This is a genomic window from Bradyrhizobium sp. USDA 4011 (assembly GCF_054063415.1).
The window spans coordinates 3,167,138-3,186,831 of the sequence record NZ_JBSSGG010000001.1 but is presented as its reverse complement, the minus strand read 5'-3'; the positions used below and the strand labels follow the sequence as shown (position 1 = coordinate 3,186,831).

Sequence of the window (19,694 nt, the reverse complement as noted above, 5' to 3'; positions counted from 1 at the left end):
GCCGAACGAAGCGGGGAGGACACCATGAAGAAGTTCATCAATGCGGTCGACAATTTGCTCGCCGAGAGCCTCGACGGCTTCGCCGCCGCGCATGCCGATCTGGTCGTGCTGGGCGCCGAGCGCAAGTTCGTGCGTCGCCGCGAGCTGAACGGCAGGAAGGTCGCTCTGGTCTCGGGCGGCGGCAGTGGGCATGAGCCGCTGCATGCCGGCTTCGTCGGCTACGGCATGCTGGATGCGGCCTGCCCCGGACAGGTGTTCACCTCCCCGACGCCGGACCAGATCGTCGAGGCCGCCCAAGCGGTCGCGGGCGATGCCGGCGTGCTCTTCATCGTCAAGAACTACGCGGGCGACCGCATGAATTTCGAGATGGCGGCCGAGATCGCCGAAGGCCGCACCGCCGCCATCGTGACCGACGACGATGTCGCGGTCGAGAAATCGACCTACAGCATCGGCCGCCGCGGCGTCGCCGGCACCTTGATCGTCGAGAAGATCGTCGGCGCCGCCGCCGAGAAGGGCGCCGATCTCAAGACCTGCGTGGCGCTCGGGGAGCGCGTCAACGCGCGGACGCGTTCGATGGGCGTGGCGCTGACCAGCTGCACCGTACCGGCCGCGGGCACGCCGACCTTCACGCTCGGCGCGGACGAGATGGAGATGGGTGTCGGCATCCACGGCGAGCCGGGCCGCCGCCGCGTCAAGCTCGCCGAGGCAGACGCGATCGCCTCGGAAATGACGGCCGCCATTGCCGACGATCTCGCTGCTCCCGCAGGCTCGGAGGCCCTGCTCCTGGTCAACGGCTTCGGCGGCACGCCGACGATCGAGCTCTATCTGATGTACAACGCCGCGCGCCGCATGCTCGAGCAGCGCGGCCTGCGCATCGCGCGCTCGCTGGTCGGCAGCTACGTCACCTCGCTGGATATGGCCGGCTGCTCGCTCACCGTGAGCCTGCTCGATGCCGAGACGTCGGCGCTGTGGGACGCCCCGGTGCGCACAGCCGCATTGAAATGGTGATCGCCGCCGGTGTCGGCCGCATCTATGTCGGCGCAGCTCAAAAGGACTGATATTGGAATCCGCGGGGCGATCTTGTTGGAGGTGCGCCCTCACGTTTCTTTCCGGACGGCACCGGCGTTGCCGCCACTGTCATTACTTCTCACGCTTCGTTTGTCGACGTAAGCCTTGTACCACGACAGCACCCAAGCTGCGGCGGACATCATCAAGATTCCGCACAGGCCGACCAGGACGTGAAGAAGAAGGCCGGCGGAAATCTCTGTCAGAAGGAAGTAGCCGGTGAACGATAGTGCCACCCCGAGGCAGAAAATCTCCAGTGAGTTCTGCCCGCACAGAATCATCGGCCACAGCCAACGCGATTGCAGGCCAAGCCATCCTGCGGGGACAAAGCGTATCGCGATGATCGCCAGCGCCAGAAAGTGGCCGAATCTGAGCACATCCAGATCGGTCTTGTCGATGGGATACATCCACAGTTCAATCCCTCGCGGCATCAGGTGCTTCAGTTGGGGAAAGTACCAGGTCAGCGTGACGAAAAACGCCGCGAAGAGGTAGAGGAACGAAACCGACAACGTGACTGGCGAGGACAGAAATCGTGATATCCTTTTGGTGCCGCCCAGCGCACACCATGCCCCGAGGACGAACAACATTTGCCAGGCGAAGGGGTTGAAGGACCAGAAGCCGTTCGGATAGGTCGTCAAGTGCAGATCGTACCGCAAGGTAGCCGCGTAAAGAGCGACCGACAGTGCTAACGTCATGTTGGCCGCCGACCTGATCATCAGCAGGACCAATGGCAGACCGGCCATGAGCACGATATAGAGCGGCAATACGTCCATATTCAGCGGCCGGTATCTCAGCAGCAGTGCCTGGACCACGGCAATACCGGGCTGTCTCAGGAAATCCGTGATCGCCATTTCCTCGGCATAGAACGGCTTGTTGAGGCTGACCGCAATGTAGGAGACCTCCGCCACCATGAAGACGAACAGCAGCACGTGCGCGGCGTAGATCTGCCAGACCCTTCGCAGAATGCGCGCGGTTGCAATCACAAACCCTGCTTCCAGCATCGCTCGGCCGTAAACGAAGGCCGCTGTATAGCCAGAGATAAAAATGAAAATCTCGGCAGCATCGCTGAATCCGTAACTTCGGATCGTGAACCAGGCCAGGAGATCGGGCGATACGTGATCGATGAAGATCAGCCAGAGCGCCAAGCCGCGAAACAGATCGAGGCGCAGTTCGCGCGCGCCGCTCGAGGTCAGCGAAACGGCTGGCTTGAGGACGGCCGTCTCGTGAGGCTGGTATGCGACGGCGCTCACCGGGGAGCCGTTTCCGACGGGCGGATCAGCGCCCGACGATCTTTGATGTAGGCGATGGTCACGCCAAGACGCTCGACGATGCCGATGACCTTGCCGTCGAGATCCTCGTCGCAATTCATGTGGGTCGGGGCGAGGAAGAAGTCCGATTCCTGCCACGTGGACCTGAAATCCCAATGGAGTTGCGGAAGCGTCACGGTCTTTTCGAACGAATGACGGTCACCGCAAACCGCAACTGAATAGATCCGCCATGGCCGGCTTGCACCTTCGGGTGTAGCACGGAGAAAGTCTTCTAGCTGGCCGAGCGCCTCGGGCATGCTGCCAAACCAATAGTCCAGATCATAGCGCCGAGAAGCGCCCTCGAGACCTCCGACTATGGAATTGTAGAACAGGTATTCATACGGATGTAGCCGGACCAGTGTCACGGCGTTCCAGATGAGACATGCGCTCACGACCGCGAACCCGCTGTTGGAAACTCGGCGACCCCGTTTCGCCAACGCGATCAGCGCTGAATCGAGTCCGATTCCTGCAAGGATCGCCAGCGGTGGAATGACGAACAGGAAATGACGCAATCCGGTAAACGCCGGCCCGTGCAAGGCCGCCTGACACGCCAGCGGAAAGGTCACCATCAGGAATAGCAAGGCGATATCCTTGCGGTGCCGTCGCCTCGCGCCGGGAGCAGTTACAGGCAGTATGGCGAACAGAATCGCAAATGCGGCGCCGAAGAGCGTGAGCAGGGGCGTGCGGACCAGCATGTAGATCGGTACATAAAGTCGCGGTACGTTCGCCATATCATAGACTTGGCCGGCGAGAACCGTGCGGATGGGGTACTGAAACTCGGAAAACTCAACGAGGCCGCGTATTGGATTGAAGGGAGCCAGCCCCGCCCAGGGCCAGGCCAGGATCATCACGACATAGGCAAGCAGCAGCGCCGGCAGCAATCGGAACGATGAGCAGGTCACGAACCTCCATCCAGTCCGGTTGCGGCCGGGCTGCGCGCCGGGCAGGTAAAGAAAGATGGCCATGCCGGTGTAGATGATCAGCAGCAGGCCGAGAACGCGTATGCCGAGCGCGGCTCCCGTCAGCAGGCCCAGCGCCGCTATGTCGAGGGTGCGCGGCGAGGGAAGTGACCGGGCGATGCGGATCACGAAGAATGACGCTCCCATCATTGCGGCGGCGAAGGGAATGTCCTTGGTGTGATTGAACATCGGGCCGTACCACGCACCGCAGGTGCTCAGCGTGATCGCGGTGATCACGGCCGCCCGCGGTCCGGCGATCAGGCGCGCCGTTGCCGCAGCCGCTCCGATCCCGCTGACGCCGATCAGCACGCACAGAATGTGGCGCAGATCGTAGGGATCGATCGGAACCAGATGGCTCAGGATAACGGCGACGACGTCGAAAAGACCGCCGTAGAGATACAGGTTGTCGAAGCTGAAGAGGCCCTGGTCTTTGAAGTCGCTGGCATAGTAGGCAACGATCAATTCGCCGTAGTGATGTTGAACGGCCTCGTCGTTGGAGATCGCATAATCCCGGAAGGTGCCAAGCGCGAGGGCGACGAGCCCGGCAATGAGGACAATGGTCGCGACATCGTGGATGTCGAAACGTCTGATCCACCGCGTTGCCGTTTTCCAGGACAATGTCTTGTCCTCGCGATCGAGAAGATGGGCAGCGGTGGCTTTCGTTTCGATTATCTCGTCCATCGTCTTGTGACAGTGGGATAGTCGCTGGATATCAGGACGAAATCACGCTTTCCCGGCTTCGATCGCCGGTCTGCTTTCATCTAATTCGGTGACTTCGACGAACAGGTCGGGGACCTTTTGCGCCCGATCCAGAAGCCATGCGATCCCGATCATGATCAGTATGCCGCCGACGCTGACGAGCAGTTGCATCCATAGCGCGCGCGCGCCACCTTGGGCGTGCTGAACCAGAATCCAATGCGCGGCAAAGGACAGGAATACGCCGAAGCAGAAAATCGGCAGCGAATGCTGACCGCACAGGATTATCGGGCGCAGCCATTTGGATGCGAGTATCTCCGATTTGCGTGGAAAATATCGGACGACCAACAGGGCCAAGGCGAGGAAATGCGTGAGACGCAGCATATCGAGGTCGGTCTTGTCGATCGGATAGAGCACCTTGACCATCCACTTCGGAATCAGGGATTCTAGGAACGAACTATGCCAGCTCATCACGATCAGCAGAGCAAACGCCATCCACGCGACCGCAATCGCCTGCGCCACGCGGGAGTGGATCAGGCCCTGCAGTTTTGCGACGCCTCCAACGCCACACCATGCAGCAAAGAAGAACAGCAATTGCCAGGCGAACGGATTGAAGTACCAGTGCGTCCCGGGCGGGTAAGATGCGAGATTCCAATCGAAGACTCGTGCTCCGATGTACACGAGGACCGAGCCGAGCAGTGTCCAGTTCGGGCGGCGCACCATGCACCACAGAACCAGCGGACAAATGGCGACCAGCGATATGTAAAGCGGCAGCACGTCGAGGTCGACCGGCTTGTAGCGCAGTGTGAGTGCCTGGCCGATCAGGATGTCGGGATGCTCGAGAAAAGTGTGAACATTGAATTCGTCCGTGTACATCGGATTGTCGAATCTTCGAACTGTGCGGGAGATCTGCGCCGTAAACAGCAGAAACAGCATGATATGGGCGATATACATCTGCCAGACGCGTGTCAGCAGCCGCTTGGTGGCGGCGACAAACTGGCCGCCGCGTATGATCGGGCCGTAGATGAAGCCGGCGAGATAGCCGGAAATGAACACGAAGAACTCGGCGGCATCGCTGAAGCCATAATTCTTCAGGGTCAACCATGCGACGACGTCATCCGGAATGTGATCGAGGAAGATCATCCACAGCCCAATTCCGCGGAACAGATCGAGCCGCAGATCGCGCTCCACACGGTGCGAGAGAGAAGCTGTGTCCTGGTTGAGCATTAGGGTGCTCCAATCGTCGTGTTGGGCATTGTTCGCAAGAAGCAGGCCAATGCTGAGGCGGCTCCGCGGTATCGATAAGATGTTCGCAATATCATCATGTTAAGTACAGATGCGGATCGCCGGCGCCAGCAAGCGACTACGAAATGCCGTAGCTTCTCCGAAATGCCGGAGTTCGAGAGGAGGTTCGCATGCGTCAATGTCGGTGTCCAATAGAAGAGTGTGTGCATCGCGAAATCGGCTGACCATCTGCCGGGAGATCGCGGCGACGCAGCAGCCGGCGGGGGAGCCAGCGGCGCTGGCGAAACCGCCCCATAGTCCGGGGCCCGACGTTCGGACGCTCTGCTCAGTCCGATAGTCCCGGTCCCTTCTTCAACACAGCGCCGCCTTCCATCCTTGCACGGCCTTCTCCGTGTCGTCCTACGGTTCAATCGCTATTGTCGAAATCTTGCCGTTGCAGAACTATGTAGCGTGGGCCATTTGGCAGGGACTCCTTGAGAGGAGCCCCTCCGTTCATCCCTCACCGCATGGTCATTGCTTCATACAGTTGCGCACGAATCCGATGCGTTCGATGGGACCAAGCCCCTTTGCGTCCGCCTGCTTGCGGCAATCTTCTCTCTGGTCGATCCGCATCTCGATCTTTTGGACCAAATCGAGATCCTCTCCAACCGGTCCGTCGCTCGCTGCCTGCATCGCGGCTTGCAGTTTCTTGGCATCGTCGGGCGACAACTGCGGACGATCAACTTTGACCGTCAGCTTGATAAGCTTGGCGGTCAGCGGGAACGGCGGCTTGTAGTCGGAGTCATTGACGCCGGTCAGCGTATCCGAGCCGATGTCGAAGCTCTCGTCCCATTGCAGAATCATCGGCAGTGTCTTCGGCATCCGCTTCGTATCAACCTGCTTGCCGTCGACCAACAATGTACCCGTGCCGGGCTGGGCGAGACCGCTGAAGCTGTTGTAAGCAAGCGTGCCGACTCCGGTGCCTTCGTACTTGAAGTCGAACGCGATCGTATGCCGGCCAGGCGAAAGCGCTTCGGTCCCCTCCCACTTGATCCGCTGTAGGTCGAGCAGGTTCCACAGGAACACGGGCTTGTTTTTCAGCAGATAGAAACCGTAGCCGGCAAAGCGTCCTCCCGACGTCAGGATCATGCCCTCCGCGCCGTCGGCCGGCACCTCGATGTCGGCGGTGATCGTGTACGAGGTATCCAGCAGCACGGGAGAGTCGCCCTGCGGGAGGCCGGTCATTGGTCGCGTATAGACGAACTCCGAGCGGCCGGCGGTGATGTTCGGGCGCGGCGCGACTACCCGTGCAGCAACCGACGCGTCCATCGGGAAGACGTGGTACTTCCTGGCCTCGGCGACGAACATCTCCTTCAGCTCCTTGACCTTCTGCGGATTCTTCGCCGCAAGATCCTCGGTTTGGCTGAAATCCTGGGTCAGGTTATAGAGTTGAAGCACTTGGTTGTTCAGCGGATCGGGGTTGGCCGGTCCGAAAGCCTCCCAAGGCGCGCGATTGACCTTGGTACTGAGGAACCAGCCTTCGTTATACAGCGCCCATTGGCCCATCATCTCGAAGTATTGCGTCTTGTGTCGCGTCGACACTTTGGCGTTTGCCTTGTCGAACGTGTAGGCGAAACTTGTGCCCTCGATCGGTGCCTGCTCGATACCGTCCACCATCTCCGGTGCGCGGATGCCTGCGGCTTCGAGGATCGTGGGCACCACGTCGATCACGTGAATGAACTGCTCGCGCAGGCCGCCCTTGTCCTTGATGCGTGCCGGCCATGACACGACCATGTTCTGGTTGGTGCCGCCAAGCTGCGACGCATTCTGCTTGAACCAGGAGAACGGCGCATCGAAAGCCCACGACCAGCCGGCCGACATGTGATTGTAGGTCTGCTCGGTTCCCCACACGTCGTAGTACTTTGCCAATTGGACATCGACGGGCACCGACACCCCGTTGAAGAAAGCCACCTCGTTCGGCGTGCCAAGCGGGCCGCCTTCGGCACTCGTGCCGTTGTCGCCGTTGATGTAGATGATCAGCGTGTTGTCAAGCTTGCCCAAGTCCTCGAAGGCCTGGATTACGCGCCCGATCTCATGGTCGCTATAGGCGGCGAAGGCGGCAAAGACCTCGGCCTGGCGGATATAGAGCTTCTTTTCGTCTGCTGTCAGTTGATCCCACTCCTTCAGGATATCCTTTGGCCAGGGCGACAGCTTGGTGTCCATCGGGATCACGCCGAGGCGCTTTTGGTTCTCGAAGATCCGATCGCGCACCTTGTTCCAGCCTTCGTCGAACAAGTGCAGCTTGCTGATCTTGTCCACCCACTCCTTCGTCGGATGATGCGGTGCATGCGTGGCGCCTGGCGCGTATTTGATGAGGATTGGCTTGCTCGGGTCGGTCTGGTGCACCCGCGTCATCCAGTCGATAGCATCGTCGGCCATCGCCGTGACGAGATTCCAGGTCCCCGGCTCCTTGCCAAGGAACGGGTAGATCTGCGTCGCGTTGCGGAACAGGTTCGGCTCCCACTGATTGGCGTCACCGCCGACGAACCCATAGAAGTACTCGAAGCCCATCCCGATCGGCCACTGATCGAACGGTCCGACCTGGCTCGCCGCGAAGGCCGGCGTGTTGTGGTCCTTGCCGAACCACGCGGTCGAGTAGCCATTTTCGAGCAGGATGCGCCCGATCGTGGCCTTGTCCTTGGCTATGATGCTGTTGTACCCGGGAAAGCCGGTCGCCTGTTCCGAGACGACGCCAAAGCCGGCCGAATGGTGGTTGCGCCCGGTGATCAGCGCTGCGCGTGTCGGCGAGCATAGCGCGGTGGAGAAAACGCGGTTGTAGCGCAGGCCGCTGTTGGCGATGCGATCCATGGTCGGCGTGGGAATGACGCCGCCAAAGGTGGACGGTACGCCAAAGCCCGCATCGTCGGTGATGATCAGCAACACGTTCGGCGCGCCTCGGGGTGGCGCCACGCGTGGCGGCCACCAAGGCTTGGATTGCAGCGCGCCGTCCTTGATTACGCCTCCGAATTTCGGATCGGGTGGCGGGAGCTGCTGGCCCGTGATGGTCGTCGTCGCACCGGGCAAGCCCAGGGTGCCGTTGACCTGCTGAGCCGGTGCCGAAGCCGAGGCCAGCAAGGCCGCGCTTGAGATGATCAGCGCTGATAAGTACGCTTTCATGGCGAACTCCCTGATCCCAAAAGTCCAAAACTGAAGCTGCTTGATGTCGGGCAACACGAGGCGCGCAAACTCATTCCGCACCATAAAATAAAATGATCACCTGTCGCGGCGGCTCGCAATTGATCCATATCAATGTTTGTCGGTGATCGCGGCTTTCAAATCTCGAACGTTGATCATCTCGCCACAGGCCGCTTCTCGTCGAAGTGCAAATTCGCAACGGGCCGTTCATAAGGAGCTTCCCAATGAAGATCGCGCTGCTATCGATGGCAATGATTGGAAGTCAATTCGTGACCCCCGTCAGTGATCGCGTGCCGCAACTCAACGTCGAAGCGACGTGCAAGGCCACGGTAGCAACCGACAAGGCGATGGGGCTGGACCTGGCCCAGAGCTTTGACGATTGCATGCGCGACGAGAATGCCGCGCAGCAGCAACTCACCACCTTCTGGCTTGCGAATTCCACCGAGCTGAGAAACAGATGCGAAGCCGAGGCTACGGCGGGCGGAAACGACAGTTACGTCGACTTGCTGATCTGCATGCAGATGGCAGATTGGGTGAAATCGCCTTCTTCCGGGCCCAAGCTCAAAGGTGCCAGCAAGAGCCGCAACAACTAACTCCAGTCCCGGTCGCGACGTCCCAGCCCAGCCCTCATGCATGATCTGGGATTCGTAATTAACCGAGATGGTCATCGGGCCGGGGGCTTGGCCGCTTCCCGAAGCTCGTCAATAAGCTTCGTCAAGCTGGGATCTCCCGGTGTGATGACGGCAAGGCGTTGCGCATAGGTCAGCGCGGCCGCAGCATTGCCGTCCGTACGGTTGAATGCAACGAGCGCGGAAAGGATGCTGCGATCGTTGGGATGGCTCTTCAGGGCCTCGGTCAGAACCGTCATGGCTTCCCCGGCGCGACCGCCCGAATGAAGTGCGACGGCATGGACATAGGCATATTGCGCGCTGGCCGGCTCCAGCTCGGTAGCCATCTGAAATGCGGCGAGGGCTTCGTCGGTGCGCTTCAGCCGTGTCAGGGTCAGCCCAAGCGCGTACTGAACTGCGGCGTCGCGCGGCGCCACTACGATCGCTGAGCGCAGCACCGCTTCACCGTCCTTGTCCCTGCCAAGTTGCCGATAGAGGTCGGCAAGGTTGATAGCGGCGGTCGTGTACAGCGGGCTAAGCCGTAACGCTGCCTTGTATTCGGCCTCGGCCTCGGCCGGCTGTCCGCGCTGCGCCAGGAAGTTCGCCAGCGTGGTCCGCGCCTCGGGCCTCTCGGCGTTGGCGCGTTGCGCGGCGACGAAGTCGGCCGCCGCCAGATCGAAGTGCGCACGATCGCCTTGCGGCTGTCTCGCGACAGGGACGTTGGCAAGCAGCGCGACTGCCCTGATCCGGACGCCGCGCACGGGATCAGCCAGAAGGGGAGACACCGATGGCCAGATCTGGGACGCTGGTACGTTTGCCAGCATGTCGAGGGCTCCGATCCGCACCATCGGGTCGGGATCGGAGAGCCCGCTCCGGGCGAGATTGACATTTGCAGGCGAGACCCATGGGGCCAGTTCGCTCAGCGCGCTGGCGCGCGCGACCACCGGCGCATTTTTGTCCGCGGCAATGATGCCGAGAAGGGCTGCTGCATCGGCCTGGTCGGTACGCGCGGCGTGGAAGGCAGGCCCAAATGTCTGGAAACCCTCTCGTTTGGGACCGAACCACTGCTCGATGGCCGAGGCAGCCCACTGAGCCGGCTTGTCGCCGTGACAATCATTGCATGCGTTGGGTGTACCAAGCGTGAGCGAGAGATCGGGACGCGGGACGCGGAAGGTATGGTCATGGCGGGGGTCGACGACCATGTAGGTGCGGGTCTGCATGTGGCAGGAGATGCAGGTGGGCTGAGGTTCGATGCCACTATGGTGGCGATGCTTAACGTCAGCGTATTTCTCCGGCGTGTGACATTGCAGGCAGACGCCTTCGCCGGGTGCACGAAGCTTGGCACTGTGCGGCTCGTGACAATCGCTGCAAGTCACGCCTGCGGCAAACATCTTGCCCTGTTTGAACGGCGCATAGTTATACGGTTCCTCGACGTCGCGGATCTGGCCATCCGGATGATAGGTATTGCGCGCGAGCGGCTCGACCACATGGGTCTGCGAAAGCCACTGGCCGGGTATCCAGTCCTCGTGGAAGGAGGCGCGCCGTGCATGACACAGTCCGCAGGTCTCGACCTCCTTGCGTAGGGTGGCCGGCGCGACGCTCCGCTTGCCGATCCCGGTTTGCGGATCGATCGGCCAGGTAACACCGCGACGCTCATCGAGCAGTGCGAGTAACCCCTTGCTCGGATCCTCGCGCTTGCCGAACGGCCACCAGCCTTGTTGTTCGCGCGCCCAGGCGGCGTGACGCGATCCCTGGCCGTGGCAGGCCTCACAGCCGACGCTGATCTCCGCCCAGCTTGTGGCGAAGTGATCGGCCTTGGCATCGTAATTCTTGCGCACGCCCGTGGAGTGGCATTCCGCGCACATGAAATTCCAGTTCTGGTTCAACTTGGTCCAGTGCAGGACATCGTCGTGTTTGATCTCCTCATTGGGATAAATGTGAAACCAGCGCTGGCCGCCTTTCTCTTGCGGGCGGCTGTCCCAGGCGATCGAGAGCGCCTGGATGCGGCCATCGGGGAATTCCACCAGATACTGCTGCAACGGATCGACGCCGAAGGTGTATTTCACCTCGAAGACGGCGGGTTCGCCATCAGGCCCATCGGTCTCGACCAGAAATTTTCCGTCCTTACGGAAGAAGCGGGAGTGCACGCCGTAATGGTCGAAGCTGGCATCGTTGAAGTTGCCGAGCACCGTCTTGTCGGTGGCATGCTGCATCGCAATTTTGTGCTGCGAGACGTTCCAGAGCCTGGCTTCGGACTGATGGCAGCTTGCGCAGGTTTCGCTGCCGACGAAGGTTGCGGCGGAATAGACCTGCGCAGTCGAGACTTGTCCGCCGGCTTTCAGCAGATGAAACGCCAGACCGGACACGAGGAGGATCGTCAACGCGACCGCGATCGCTATCCAGATTGTGCGCCTCGATGAACGGGCCGCTTTCGATCGTGCGTCAGCAGGCGACGCGGCGGCCTGAGACGCGTCGCCGGTCGGAGCGTTTCGCGATCCCTTGTTGGTGTCGGGCTTGCGCCGCTTGCGTGCCAATCACACCCTCAGCGTTGAGATCGTGATGCCACGATCGGGGCCTAGCAATTGATCATCGGCCAATGCTCTGGGACGTGCAAGTCGGACTCCCTCCCTGGGAATAGGTAGCTCGAAACGAGCCAGGACTTGCCAGTCGGCGAGCCTGGATGACACCTGACGGGGGGCAGCAAGCGATCAATCGGCCTGTTCGAAAAAGGCGTCTTCATCGGGTAGCACCGGAGGTTTGCCGGTCAGCCCCTTGGTTACGCCTTTGAATACTTCGGTTAGCAAAAGGGATTTCGACATTTCGACCGCCAGGCCATCGATTCGTTTCTGGAGTTCGAGAACTCGTTCCGGATTTGTGCCGGCGAGATTGACCTTCTCGTACGGGTCTTGGGCCAAATTAAACAGCTCTATCTTGGAGGGCAATGTCGTTCGCCACACAAGCTTCCAATCTCCCTTGCGAACTGCACCACGGTACATCTCGATATTATAGATGACCTCGTCTCGAGGCGATACTTTGCTCTCGGTGATGGTCGGCCACATGTCGTATCCATCAAGCGGCTTCGTCTTGCTCAGGCTTGCGCCCGCCAGCTTTGCCAATGTCGGATAGTAATCCACGACGTGGATCATTTGGTCTACGACTGTCCCAGGTTTGATCCGACCTGGCCAGTTCAGGAGAGAGGCAACGCGGGTGCCTCCCTCGTACAGATCTCCCTTGCCTCCACGATAGGGCCCGTTGTTGGCCGGCAGCGGTCCCCTCACCTCGGTTTCACCGGCCAAATGGGCTGACTGATTGCCACCATTGTCACTGTGAAAGATGATCAGCGTATTCTGGCGCAGCCCACGTTGCTCCAATGTCTGCACAACTCTGCCGATCTGTTCGTCCATCGCCGTGATCATTGCGGCATACGTGCGGCGGTTCGGATCGGTGATCTGCTTATACTTGTCGGTGTACTCCTGTGGAACTTGGTACGGCGTGTGCGGGGCGGTGAAAGCCAGATACATGAAGAATGGCTTTTTGGAACTCTGTGCACCGATGTAACGAACAGCGTCGTCACCCAGCAAGGTCGTCACGTAGCCCTTTTCATTGACCGGCTTGTTGTCTCGATACCAATCCAATTTGCCGCCGACAGAGTGGGTGAAATAGTCAATTTCACCGAGTTGCGCGCCGTATTGGTAGTCGAATCCGCGCTGTCTGGGCCAAAATTCGCGTTTCGCATGCCCGAGGTGCCATTTGCCGAGGATCGCGGTCGCATAGCCCGCCTCCTTGAGCGCCTGAGGGAGCAGCCACTCGTCCGTCGGCAAACCGTAGGACATTGAAGCGGGGATGACCAAGGTTTGCAGCCCATAGCGCAACGGATAACGGCCCGTCATCAGCGCTGCCCGCGTCGGGGTACACATTGGCTGCACGTAGAATTGTTCGAGCCTCGCGCCGGTCTGAGCCAGATTGTCGATATTTGGCGTCTTGATGTCGGACCCGTGAAAGCCGACATCGGCCCAACCCAGGTCATCGGCCAGGATGTAGATGATGTTGGGCTGCGGGTCGCTCGGCTGTGCAACGGCCGAAAACGCGGTGACAAGCCAGCCGAACAGCATCAGGAGAACCGAAACGTATCCGGACCCTGTCATCGATCTCATATCTAATCGTCCTTGTGCAATAAACATGTCCGCAGACTGCGGCAATGGGTTGAAAGACGCTTATTTCTCAATGTGCCACGAGCCATCCCAGCCCGGAGCCGGCGGGCTTGCCTTCAGGTCTTTGGTACGTTTGAGCATAGTGATCGATGGTCCGTCGCCAGGCATAGCCTCGAGCACTTCGCCAAATTTTGCGAGCGCGTGATCCCATCGCTGCTCGCGGTAGGCCGCAAGCCCCTCCAGATAGCTGTCCCGCAACGCAAGTTGTTGCGGCAGGACCTTGCCCTTCGATCCAAGGATTTCAAAAACGACGTCGAAGCGGGCGTGGCCCGCCACCACGACACGATCGATCTCGCGGACCTCAAGCGCGGCGCCCGCCGCGGCAATCGTTCTCTCAGAAGCCAGATTGCGGGTACCGTACACCTTATTCGCGCCCTCGAGCCGCGATGCGAAATTTACGACATCTCCCATAACCGTATAGCTCATCATGACGTCGGACCCGATGCTGCCGACCAGCGCTTCGCCGGTCGCGATACCGATCCTTAGATCGCACGTCTCCATTGGGGTGCCGAGAACGCCCAGCAATTCAGGAATCTCCCGACGCAGAGTCGCGATGCGATCGACCATTTCAACGGCGGCAAGACACGCGAAGCGCGCGTGGTCCGCATCATCAACAAAGGGAGGCCCCCAGTAGGCCATGATACCATCGCCGATATACTTATCGATAATCCCGCGGTTGGTTCGGATCGGTTCGGACATGATCGAAAGGTAGCGGTTCATGACCTTGACTAGGCCTTGCGGGGTCATGCCCTCACCCAGGCTGGTAAAGCCCCTCAGATCGCAGAACAGGACCGTCATGACCCTGCGCTGGCCTTCTGCCGCCGTCAGGTTAGGCCGCTCGATCAATCCCTCCACGACGCGGGGATCGACGTATTTGCCAAAGGTTTCCCTGACACGCTGGTTAGTCCGCAATTGCACGACCATCCGGTTGAACGCCGCCGCCAGCTGCCCGATCTCATCGGTCGTCCGCACATCGATAGATTGCTCAAGCTGACCTGCCTCGACTGCCCGCGTACCGTCGAGCAGCTTTCTGACCGAGCGAATGATGCCGCCGCTGACCAGGTTGGCAAAGATCAGTCCGATGATTGCGGCAAGCGCGGTCACGAGCGCCGAGGTCTGCACGGCCCGGGTCTGCTCCGACCGGATCGTCGCGATGGCGCCATAGCTCACCTTGAGCATATCAGCGCGAACGGCCTCTACCTTCTCGTTGTATTCGTCGCGCATTGTGTCGGTCCTGCCAATGCTGCGCCGGGCTGCTGAAAAATCCCTTGCATCGAGCGCAGCGAGCAGGTCTCCCGACTCCTGCCTCAAAAGACGACGGAACTCGCCCACGAGGCTTTCAATACGGCTGTCGATGCGTGCCAGAGCGGTATTGTCAGAGGGTGTGCTGCTGTCGTCGATCACGGCACTGATGAGCTTGCGTGCGGCGTCAGCTTCTTCGTCGATATCCGCGTCCTTTGCCTCGTAAAACTGTTTGCGTGCCTTATATCCCAGCTCGTCAGGCGGATCCTGCATCTTCGCGATCACCATGCGACGCAGCGCGAGCGCCCGCTCGAACGACAGGATGTTGATCCGTGTCAGATGGGTGTTGGCAGGGATGTATCTCTCGGTCAGTTCGTCCAGCAGATGGCCGACGCGCCCGACCATCACCATCGAGAGAATCGATATCGCGACCATAAGGACGATCAGTCCGACGGCAATGGCAACGATGCGCCGCCTGATCGACTGCTTGATGATCGATCCTGGGAACATCTTGATCTGCTGAAGTGTGAGTGTATTGGAAATGGCGCGCCCTCCCATGCGTCTGCTGTCCGTGCGCAGGGCAAATCATCGACCGAGACGGTCTTCTTCCGTTTGATGTGCGTCAAACGGTGCGCCGGCAGATCATCCCCGCCCGTGCCAATTGACTCCGAGATTTCGGAGAGACTCCGACATTTCGGAGCCTGGGCATCGAAGGAGCCTGCAAACCGAGAAGCGCTGTCCCGCATTACTCTGATTCAAAGCGTGTTTTCGAACAAGCACGTAACTCGGACGTGTTGGCCCGCTTCTTGCGAACCCACGATGTGAAGATCACCGATGCCCGGATGCGACTGAAAGAAGCAGACCTTGATTGTGTTTTCGCTGGAGATCATGGCGCCGGATCGGGTGCGGACCGCATTGCTGCGCACGCTCGGCTCGGTCCTCGAACCGACGCGGGTGGCGCCCGGCTGTCGCTCCGTGCGTCTCTTTGCCGATCTTGATAGGCGCAAAGCCCTCGTTCCAAGGTGGGATGAGTGCGGGAGTTGTGCCGGCATGGGGTTGCCTTGGGAAGACGGATGTCGAATGCTGGCGAGGTTTCACAAATGGTTTGGGGAGACTTGCGATGACACGAAACGTACAGATACTTTGGGCGTTTGGCTTCGCTGCTGCGAGCTCCGTTCTCGCGCTCTCACCTGATGTTTCCCGTGCCGATGAGAGCGGCATCTCGTTTTGGCTGCCGGGATTGTACGGCAGCCTTGCTGCCACACCGTCCACCCCCGGTTGGTCGGTGGGCGCCATTTATTACCACGCGAACGTGGATGCGTCGGGGGCGACAGCTGCCGCCCGAGAGGCCCAGATTGGAAGATTTTCCCCGACCGTCAATGTCAACCTGAACGTGGCCTTGGCCGGACAGGCCGATCTGATGTTTATTGCGCCGACCTACACGTTTGCAACGCCCGTATTGGGAGGCCAGTTCTCTGCAAGCGTAGCCGGGATTTACGGCAGAAACTCCGCGAGCCTCGCCGGGACGTTGACGTCGACCGCGGGGCCGATTGTGGCGCAGCACATGGGATTTTTGGAGGACGCGCTGGTCTCCTATGGAGATTACTACCCGACATTCAAGCTCAAGTGGAACAACGGTGTTCACAACTACATGGTCTATGCCGCTGGCGACATTCCAGTCGGCGACTACGATGCGGGCCGGTTGGCCAATGTCGGGATCGGCCATGGTGCGATCGATTTCGGCGGCGGATATACCTATCTGAACCCCGCGTCAGGCGTCGAATTCTCGGGCGTCGGCGGCTTCACTTACAACTTCAAGAACCCTACGACCCAATATCAGAGCGGCGTCGATTTTCACTTCGATTGGGGCGTGTCGCAGTTCTTGTCGAAGCAGGTCTTCGTCGGTCTCGTCGGCTACGCCTATCAGCAGATCACCGACGACTCCGGGCAGATCCCCGCTCTCGGCGGATTTCGCTCGCGCGTGTTGGGCGTCGGTCCCCAGATTGGATATATCTTCCCGATCGGAAACAATCAGGCCTTCCTGGGCCTGAAGGGGTATGGCGAGTTCGATGCCGCCAACCGGCCGTCCGGCTGGAACACCTGGCTGACGTTTGCGATCTCCGAAGCTCCGCCGGCCAGCACGGTAACGCCGACAAATCATATGGTGCGGAAATAGCCGTCCATGATTGCTCGTGAAAGGGAGCACTTGCCTTAGCGCGCTCCGCCGGCACGTAAAGCCTCAAAGTACGCAATGATCGCCTCGATCTGGTAGTCCGCAAGTCTCGGATTTGGCATGGCCTGATCTGGTCCCAGCCTGCGATGTCCTGACATCAGATATTGCCGAAGGCCATCGGCGGAAAACGAAGTCCGCTTGCTGATCTCCACGAAACGCGGGGCAGGAAAGCCAGACGCCGGTGTGTCTTTCGCCCCATCCGAGACGACGTGACAACCGCCGCAGGAGGCATTGGCGAGCGCGCGCCCGTCGGCCACCTGATCCGTGAACAGTTGGTCGGGAAATGGCGAGTTGACGGGGACCTGGATGGTGATCGAAGCGTAACCATTGGCGCGGTGGCAGCCGTTGCATTCGTTCGTGAGGGCCGAATAGGCCTGGGTGAAGGCGGACACGTCCAGCGATTGTATCGCTTCGCGGACCGCCTGCAGTTTTTCGATGGCACGATTGGCGTCCGCGCCGCCGGGCGATGGCCTGCTCATGTTCTTGAGGCTGGCGTCGATCTGTTGAGCCTCGTAGGTCGCAAGGCTCCAGTTGTTGAGGCGGCCTGCAAACCACAGCTTGATGTGCTGGAATTGAAGTCTGATCATAAGGTCTGATAGCGCGGAAGGCTGGCTTCCGGCTGGCGCAACATCAGGCGGTGCCGCTTCACTCGGCAACGAAAACGTTGCAAGGATCGTGGCCAATAGCAGCGTCCGCAGGATCTTGCCCGGTTTCTCGGTCATGGTTGTGAGAATGGGAGTCCAATCGCCTGTCAGCGTTGATCTCAATCAAGGCGTCGGTCGAAACTGGGTTGCGGCGCACGGTTTGGCGAAACACATGGTCTGCGGATCTGCGCGACCATCCTCGGATCAGCGCACAACCGTCAGATCTGTACCGGTCATCGCTACCGGCTTCCCCGCCTTGATAACCGCGGTGATTTTGTCGGATGCGACGTCGGCTGTGATGTGCGAAGATATGGCGAGCGCAGCCAGCGAGATTGCGGCCGCCAGCGCCACGACCACGATCTTGAGGTGAGTGGCGCGATCAGCACTGCAAATCGAATGATTCATCAACGCCTCCGAAGAGCTGTCCGTCGGCCTTTCCTAGACGAAATCTGCCTCGTCCAGAACTTCGCGCGTTCTCTTAAGGCGGCTTCCTTAAGGAGTTCTCCGGAGATCAGCCATCCGTGTCCAACAGCGGAAAAGACCGCGGTCGGTTAGCCGAGCCGCAATTTCCGGAATAGTTTGACTTCGAACTCGATCACGTCCGTCACCAGGAAGAAGCGGGCCAAGCCTAGATAGGCCCCAATGCCGAACATGCAGAGCAGCGTGGCGCGGAGCAGGATTGTCGCGAGGTGCATGTCAGGAAGCCAGGACAACAACTGTGTTCTCGCGATGAGGCCCAGGCCTGTCGCAATAGCGGCGGCCGCGGCCAGGCGGAGCACGGGGCCGAGTATCTCCTGGCTCGCCCGAAGGAGCCGGGTGCCTCTGGCTGCCGCCTCTTTCTCGAAACGGCGGCGCTGCAGCCAGCCGAGCAGGATCACGTAGACCATGATTGACGTAGAACTGGCGATGGCAAGGCCGATCGTGCCGTATTGCTGCCGCAGCACCACGTAGAGGGGCACCATAACGATGGCGACGGCAGTGCCGATGATGGTCGGCAACCATGTGCTCTCGAGAGCATAGAAGCCCCGGCTGATCACCGTTTGCGCCGCCCAGGCACTGAGCCCGAGGCAGAGATAGGCGAGCACGGTTGCCGTTTGCTGCGCGTCAGCAACGGTGAAGCGGTCCGCGAACAGGCCCCAGATCAGATACACCGCCTCGAAACCCGCGATCGTCAGGCACACCTGCGCCGCGAAGGTGAGGAGCAGCATCAGGCGAACCGCGCGGCACAGCAGGCCGTAGGCTTCGACGATGCGCCCGGCGGCGACCAGGCCGCTGATGGTCGGATAGGCCGCCACCCCCGCCGCCATTCCGAACATGCCCATCGGGACCTTCATCAGCGTCCGGCCGTATTGCAGATACGACAGGCTCCCGGCTCCCAGATATGACGCCTGGTTCTTCACGATCCATTCGTCGACCACGACGATCGAGAATCCGATCATGATCGGCACCGACAGCCAGAGGTAGCGTCTGAGGTCCGGATTGCGGAAGGTGAAGAGGGCAGTCCAGCGCATCCTGGTTTTCATGCAGCCGTATAACGGCAACGCAAACGGGCCGGCGATGGAGCCGGCCAGCACGCCCCAGGCGAACCCTTCCGCCCCGAGTTGCGGATAGTGGGCTCCGATCAGACCGCCGATGATGATCCCGGCCGAATAAACCAGCGGAGCCATCGCCGGCAGGGCGTGGAGGTTCTGCGCCTGCAACGCAGCCGACAGCAAGCCTCCGATCACGTGGAAAAACTGAGCCGGCAAGATAATCCGCGTCAGCCGAACGAGGGTATCGACATCGCCGTCACTGCTGAACCCCGGGGCAACCAGAGTTGCCAGCGGACGGGCGAATATCATCAGCAGACCGATGCCAACGGTCCCGACCACGACGATGAAGTTCGCGATCACGCTGAAGGATTCCCAGCCGCGTTCGTGGTCGCCGCGCTCCAGATGCGCGAGAAAGATCGGGATGAACACGATCGACAGCGCGCCGGCCGCCAGCAGGTAGTTGAGGAAATCGGGCAACGTGAAGCTTGCAAAATAGAGATCCGCCATGCGGCTCGCACCCAAGGTGCGGCCGATGATCTGTTCGCGGACCAGCCCCATCACGCGGCTCAGGAAGATCGAGCTGGCCCAGATGATGGAGGCGATGCCGATGATGCGCGCCTGACCCGCGCGATCCTGTTGTTCGGCCAAGCGCCAATCTCCTGCAAGAAGCCGACAAAATCGACGATTTCCGCGCTGAGCGAGCGGTCATGCGTTGAAAGCCCACCTTGGGAGAGCCGGTCTGTTCTCCGCTTGACGCAGATCAATGAGGCCTGGTGTC

13 protein-coding genes are annotated in these 19,694 nt (G+C 60.4%); 3 read left to right on the top strand and 10 right to left on the bottom strand.

From position 1 onward, the window contains the following. The first annotated feature begins 24 nt into the window (after positions 1 to 24). Entirely contained in the window at positions 25 to 1,008 is a 984-nt protein-coding gene (dhaK, locus tag ACVW1C_RS14875) for a dihydroxyacetone kinase subunit DhaK (RefSeq protein WP_456759065.1), read from the top strand. 89 nt (positions 1,009 to 1,097) lie between these two features. Here dhaK and ACVW1C_RS14870 read toward each other — a convergent pair whose 3' ends face one another. The 4 genes from ACVW1C_RS14870 to ACVW1C_RS14855 form a co-directional block, all read right to left on the bottom strand. Next, the gene (locus ACVW1C_RS14870; protein WP_456759064.1) at positions 1,098 to 2,315 is read right to left on the bottom strand and encodes an OpgC domain-containing protein; all 1,218 of its coding nucleotides are present in this window, start codon (positions 2,313 to 2,315) and stop codon (positions 1,098 to 1,100) included. Beyond that, positions 2,312 to 4,012, bottom strand: a complete 1,701-nt coding sequence (locus tag ACVW1C_RS14865) for a hypothetical protein (protein ID WP_456759063.1) — start codon at positions 4,010 to 4,012, stop codon at positions 2,312 to 2,314. The genes ACVW1C_RS14870 and ACVW1C_RS14865 overlap by 4 nt, the downstream gene beginning before the upstream one ends. 42 nt (positions 4,013 to 4,054) lie before the next feature. Continuing rightward, positions 4,055 to 5,254: an OpgC domain-containing protein gene (locus ACVW1C_RS14860; protein WP_456759062.1), complete on the bottom strand. Its 1,200-nt coding sequence runs from the start codon at positions 5,252 to 5,254 to the stop codon at positions 4,055 to 4,057. 528 nt (positions 5,255 to 5,782) lie between these two features. Next, on the bottom strand, positions 5,783 to 8,428 hold the full coding sequence (locus ACVW1C_RS14855) for an arylsulfatase (protein WP_456759061.1): 2,646 nt from the start codon (positions 8,426 to 8,428) through the stop codon (positions 5,783 to 5,785). 242 nt (positions 8,429 to 8,670) lie between these two features. Here ACVW1C_RS14855 and ACVW1C_RS14850 point away from each other — a divergent pair, with 242 nt between their 5' ends. After that, positions 8,671 to 9,039, top strand: coding sequence for a hypothetical protein (locus tag ACVW1C_RS14850; protein ID WP_456759060.1), 369 nt, complete (start codon positions 8,671 to 8,673; stop codon positions 9,037 to 9,039). Positions 9,040 to 9,110: 71 nt separating this feature from the next. Here the strand turns inward: ACVW1C_RS14850 and ACVW1C_RS14845 are convergent, their stop codons facing one another. The 3 genes from ACVW1C_RS14845 to ACVW1C_RS14835 form a co-directional block, all read right to left on the bottom strand. Then, on the bottom strand, positions 9,111 to 11,267 hold the full coding sequence (locus tag ACVW1C_RS14845) for a tetratricopeptide repeat protein (RefSeq protein ID WP_456759059.1): 2,157 nt from the start codon (positions 11,265 to 11,267) through the stop codon (positions 9,111 to 9,113). Positions 11,268 to 11,762: 495 nt separating this feature from the next. Then, a complete protein-coding gene (locus tag ACVW1C_RS14840) occupies positions 11,763 to 13,166 on the bottom strand; it encodes an arylsulfatase B (protein ID WP_456759058.1) in 1,404 nt (467 codons plus the stop codon). A 102-nt stretch (positions 13,167 to 13,268) separates the two neighbouring features. Next, entirely contained in the window at positions 13,269 to 15,017 is a 1,749-nt protein-coding gene (locus tag ACVW1C_RS14835; RefSeq protein WP_456763085.1) for an adenylate/guanylate cyclase domain-containing protein, read from the bottom strand. Positions 15,018 to 15,627: 610 nt separating this feature from the next. Here ACVW1C_RS14835 and ACVW1C_RS14830 point away from each other — a divergent pair. After that, positions 15,628 to 16,683, top strand: a complete 1,056-nt coding sequence (locus tag ACVW1C_RS14830) for a SphA family protein (protein ID WP_456759057.1) — start codon at positions 15,628 to 15,630, stop codon at positions 16,681 to 16,683. A gap of 35 nt (positions 16,684 to 16,718) precedes the next feature. On the opposite strand, the gene ACVW1C_RS14825 is transcribed toward ACVW1C_RS14830, so the two are convergent. The 3 genes from ACVW1C_RS14825 to murJ all read right to left on the bottom strand — a co-directional run bounded on the left by ACVW1C_RS14825 (position 16,719) and on the right by murJ (position 19,564). Continuing rightward, positions 16,719 to 17,462: a c-type cytochrome gene (locus tag ACVW1C_RS14825; protein WP_456759056.1), complete on the bottom strand. Its 744-nt coding sequence runs from the start codon at positions 17,460 to 17,462 to the stop codon at positions 16,719 to 16,721. Positions 17,463 to 17,588: 126 nt separating this feature from the next. Next, the gene (locus tag ACVW1C_RS14820; RefSeq protein ID WP_456759055.1) at positions 17,589 to 17,789 is read right to left on the bottom strand and encodes a hypothetical protein; all 201 of its coding nucleotides are present in this window, start codon (positions 17,787 to 17,789) and stop codon (positions 17,589 to 17,591) included. A 146-nt stretch (positions 17,790 to 17,935) separates the two neighbouring features. After that, positions 17,936 to 19,564: a murein biosynthesis integral membrane protein MurJ gene (murJ, locus tag ACVW1C_RS14815; protein ID WP_456759054.1), complete on the bottom strand. Its 1,629-nt coding sequence runs from the start codon at positions 19,562 to 19,564 to the stop codon at positions 17,936 to 17,938. Between the last annotated feature and the right edge of the window lie 130 nt (positions 19,565 to 19,694).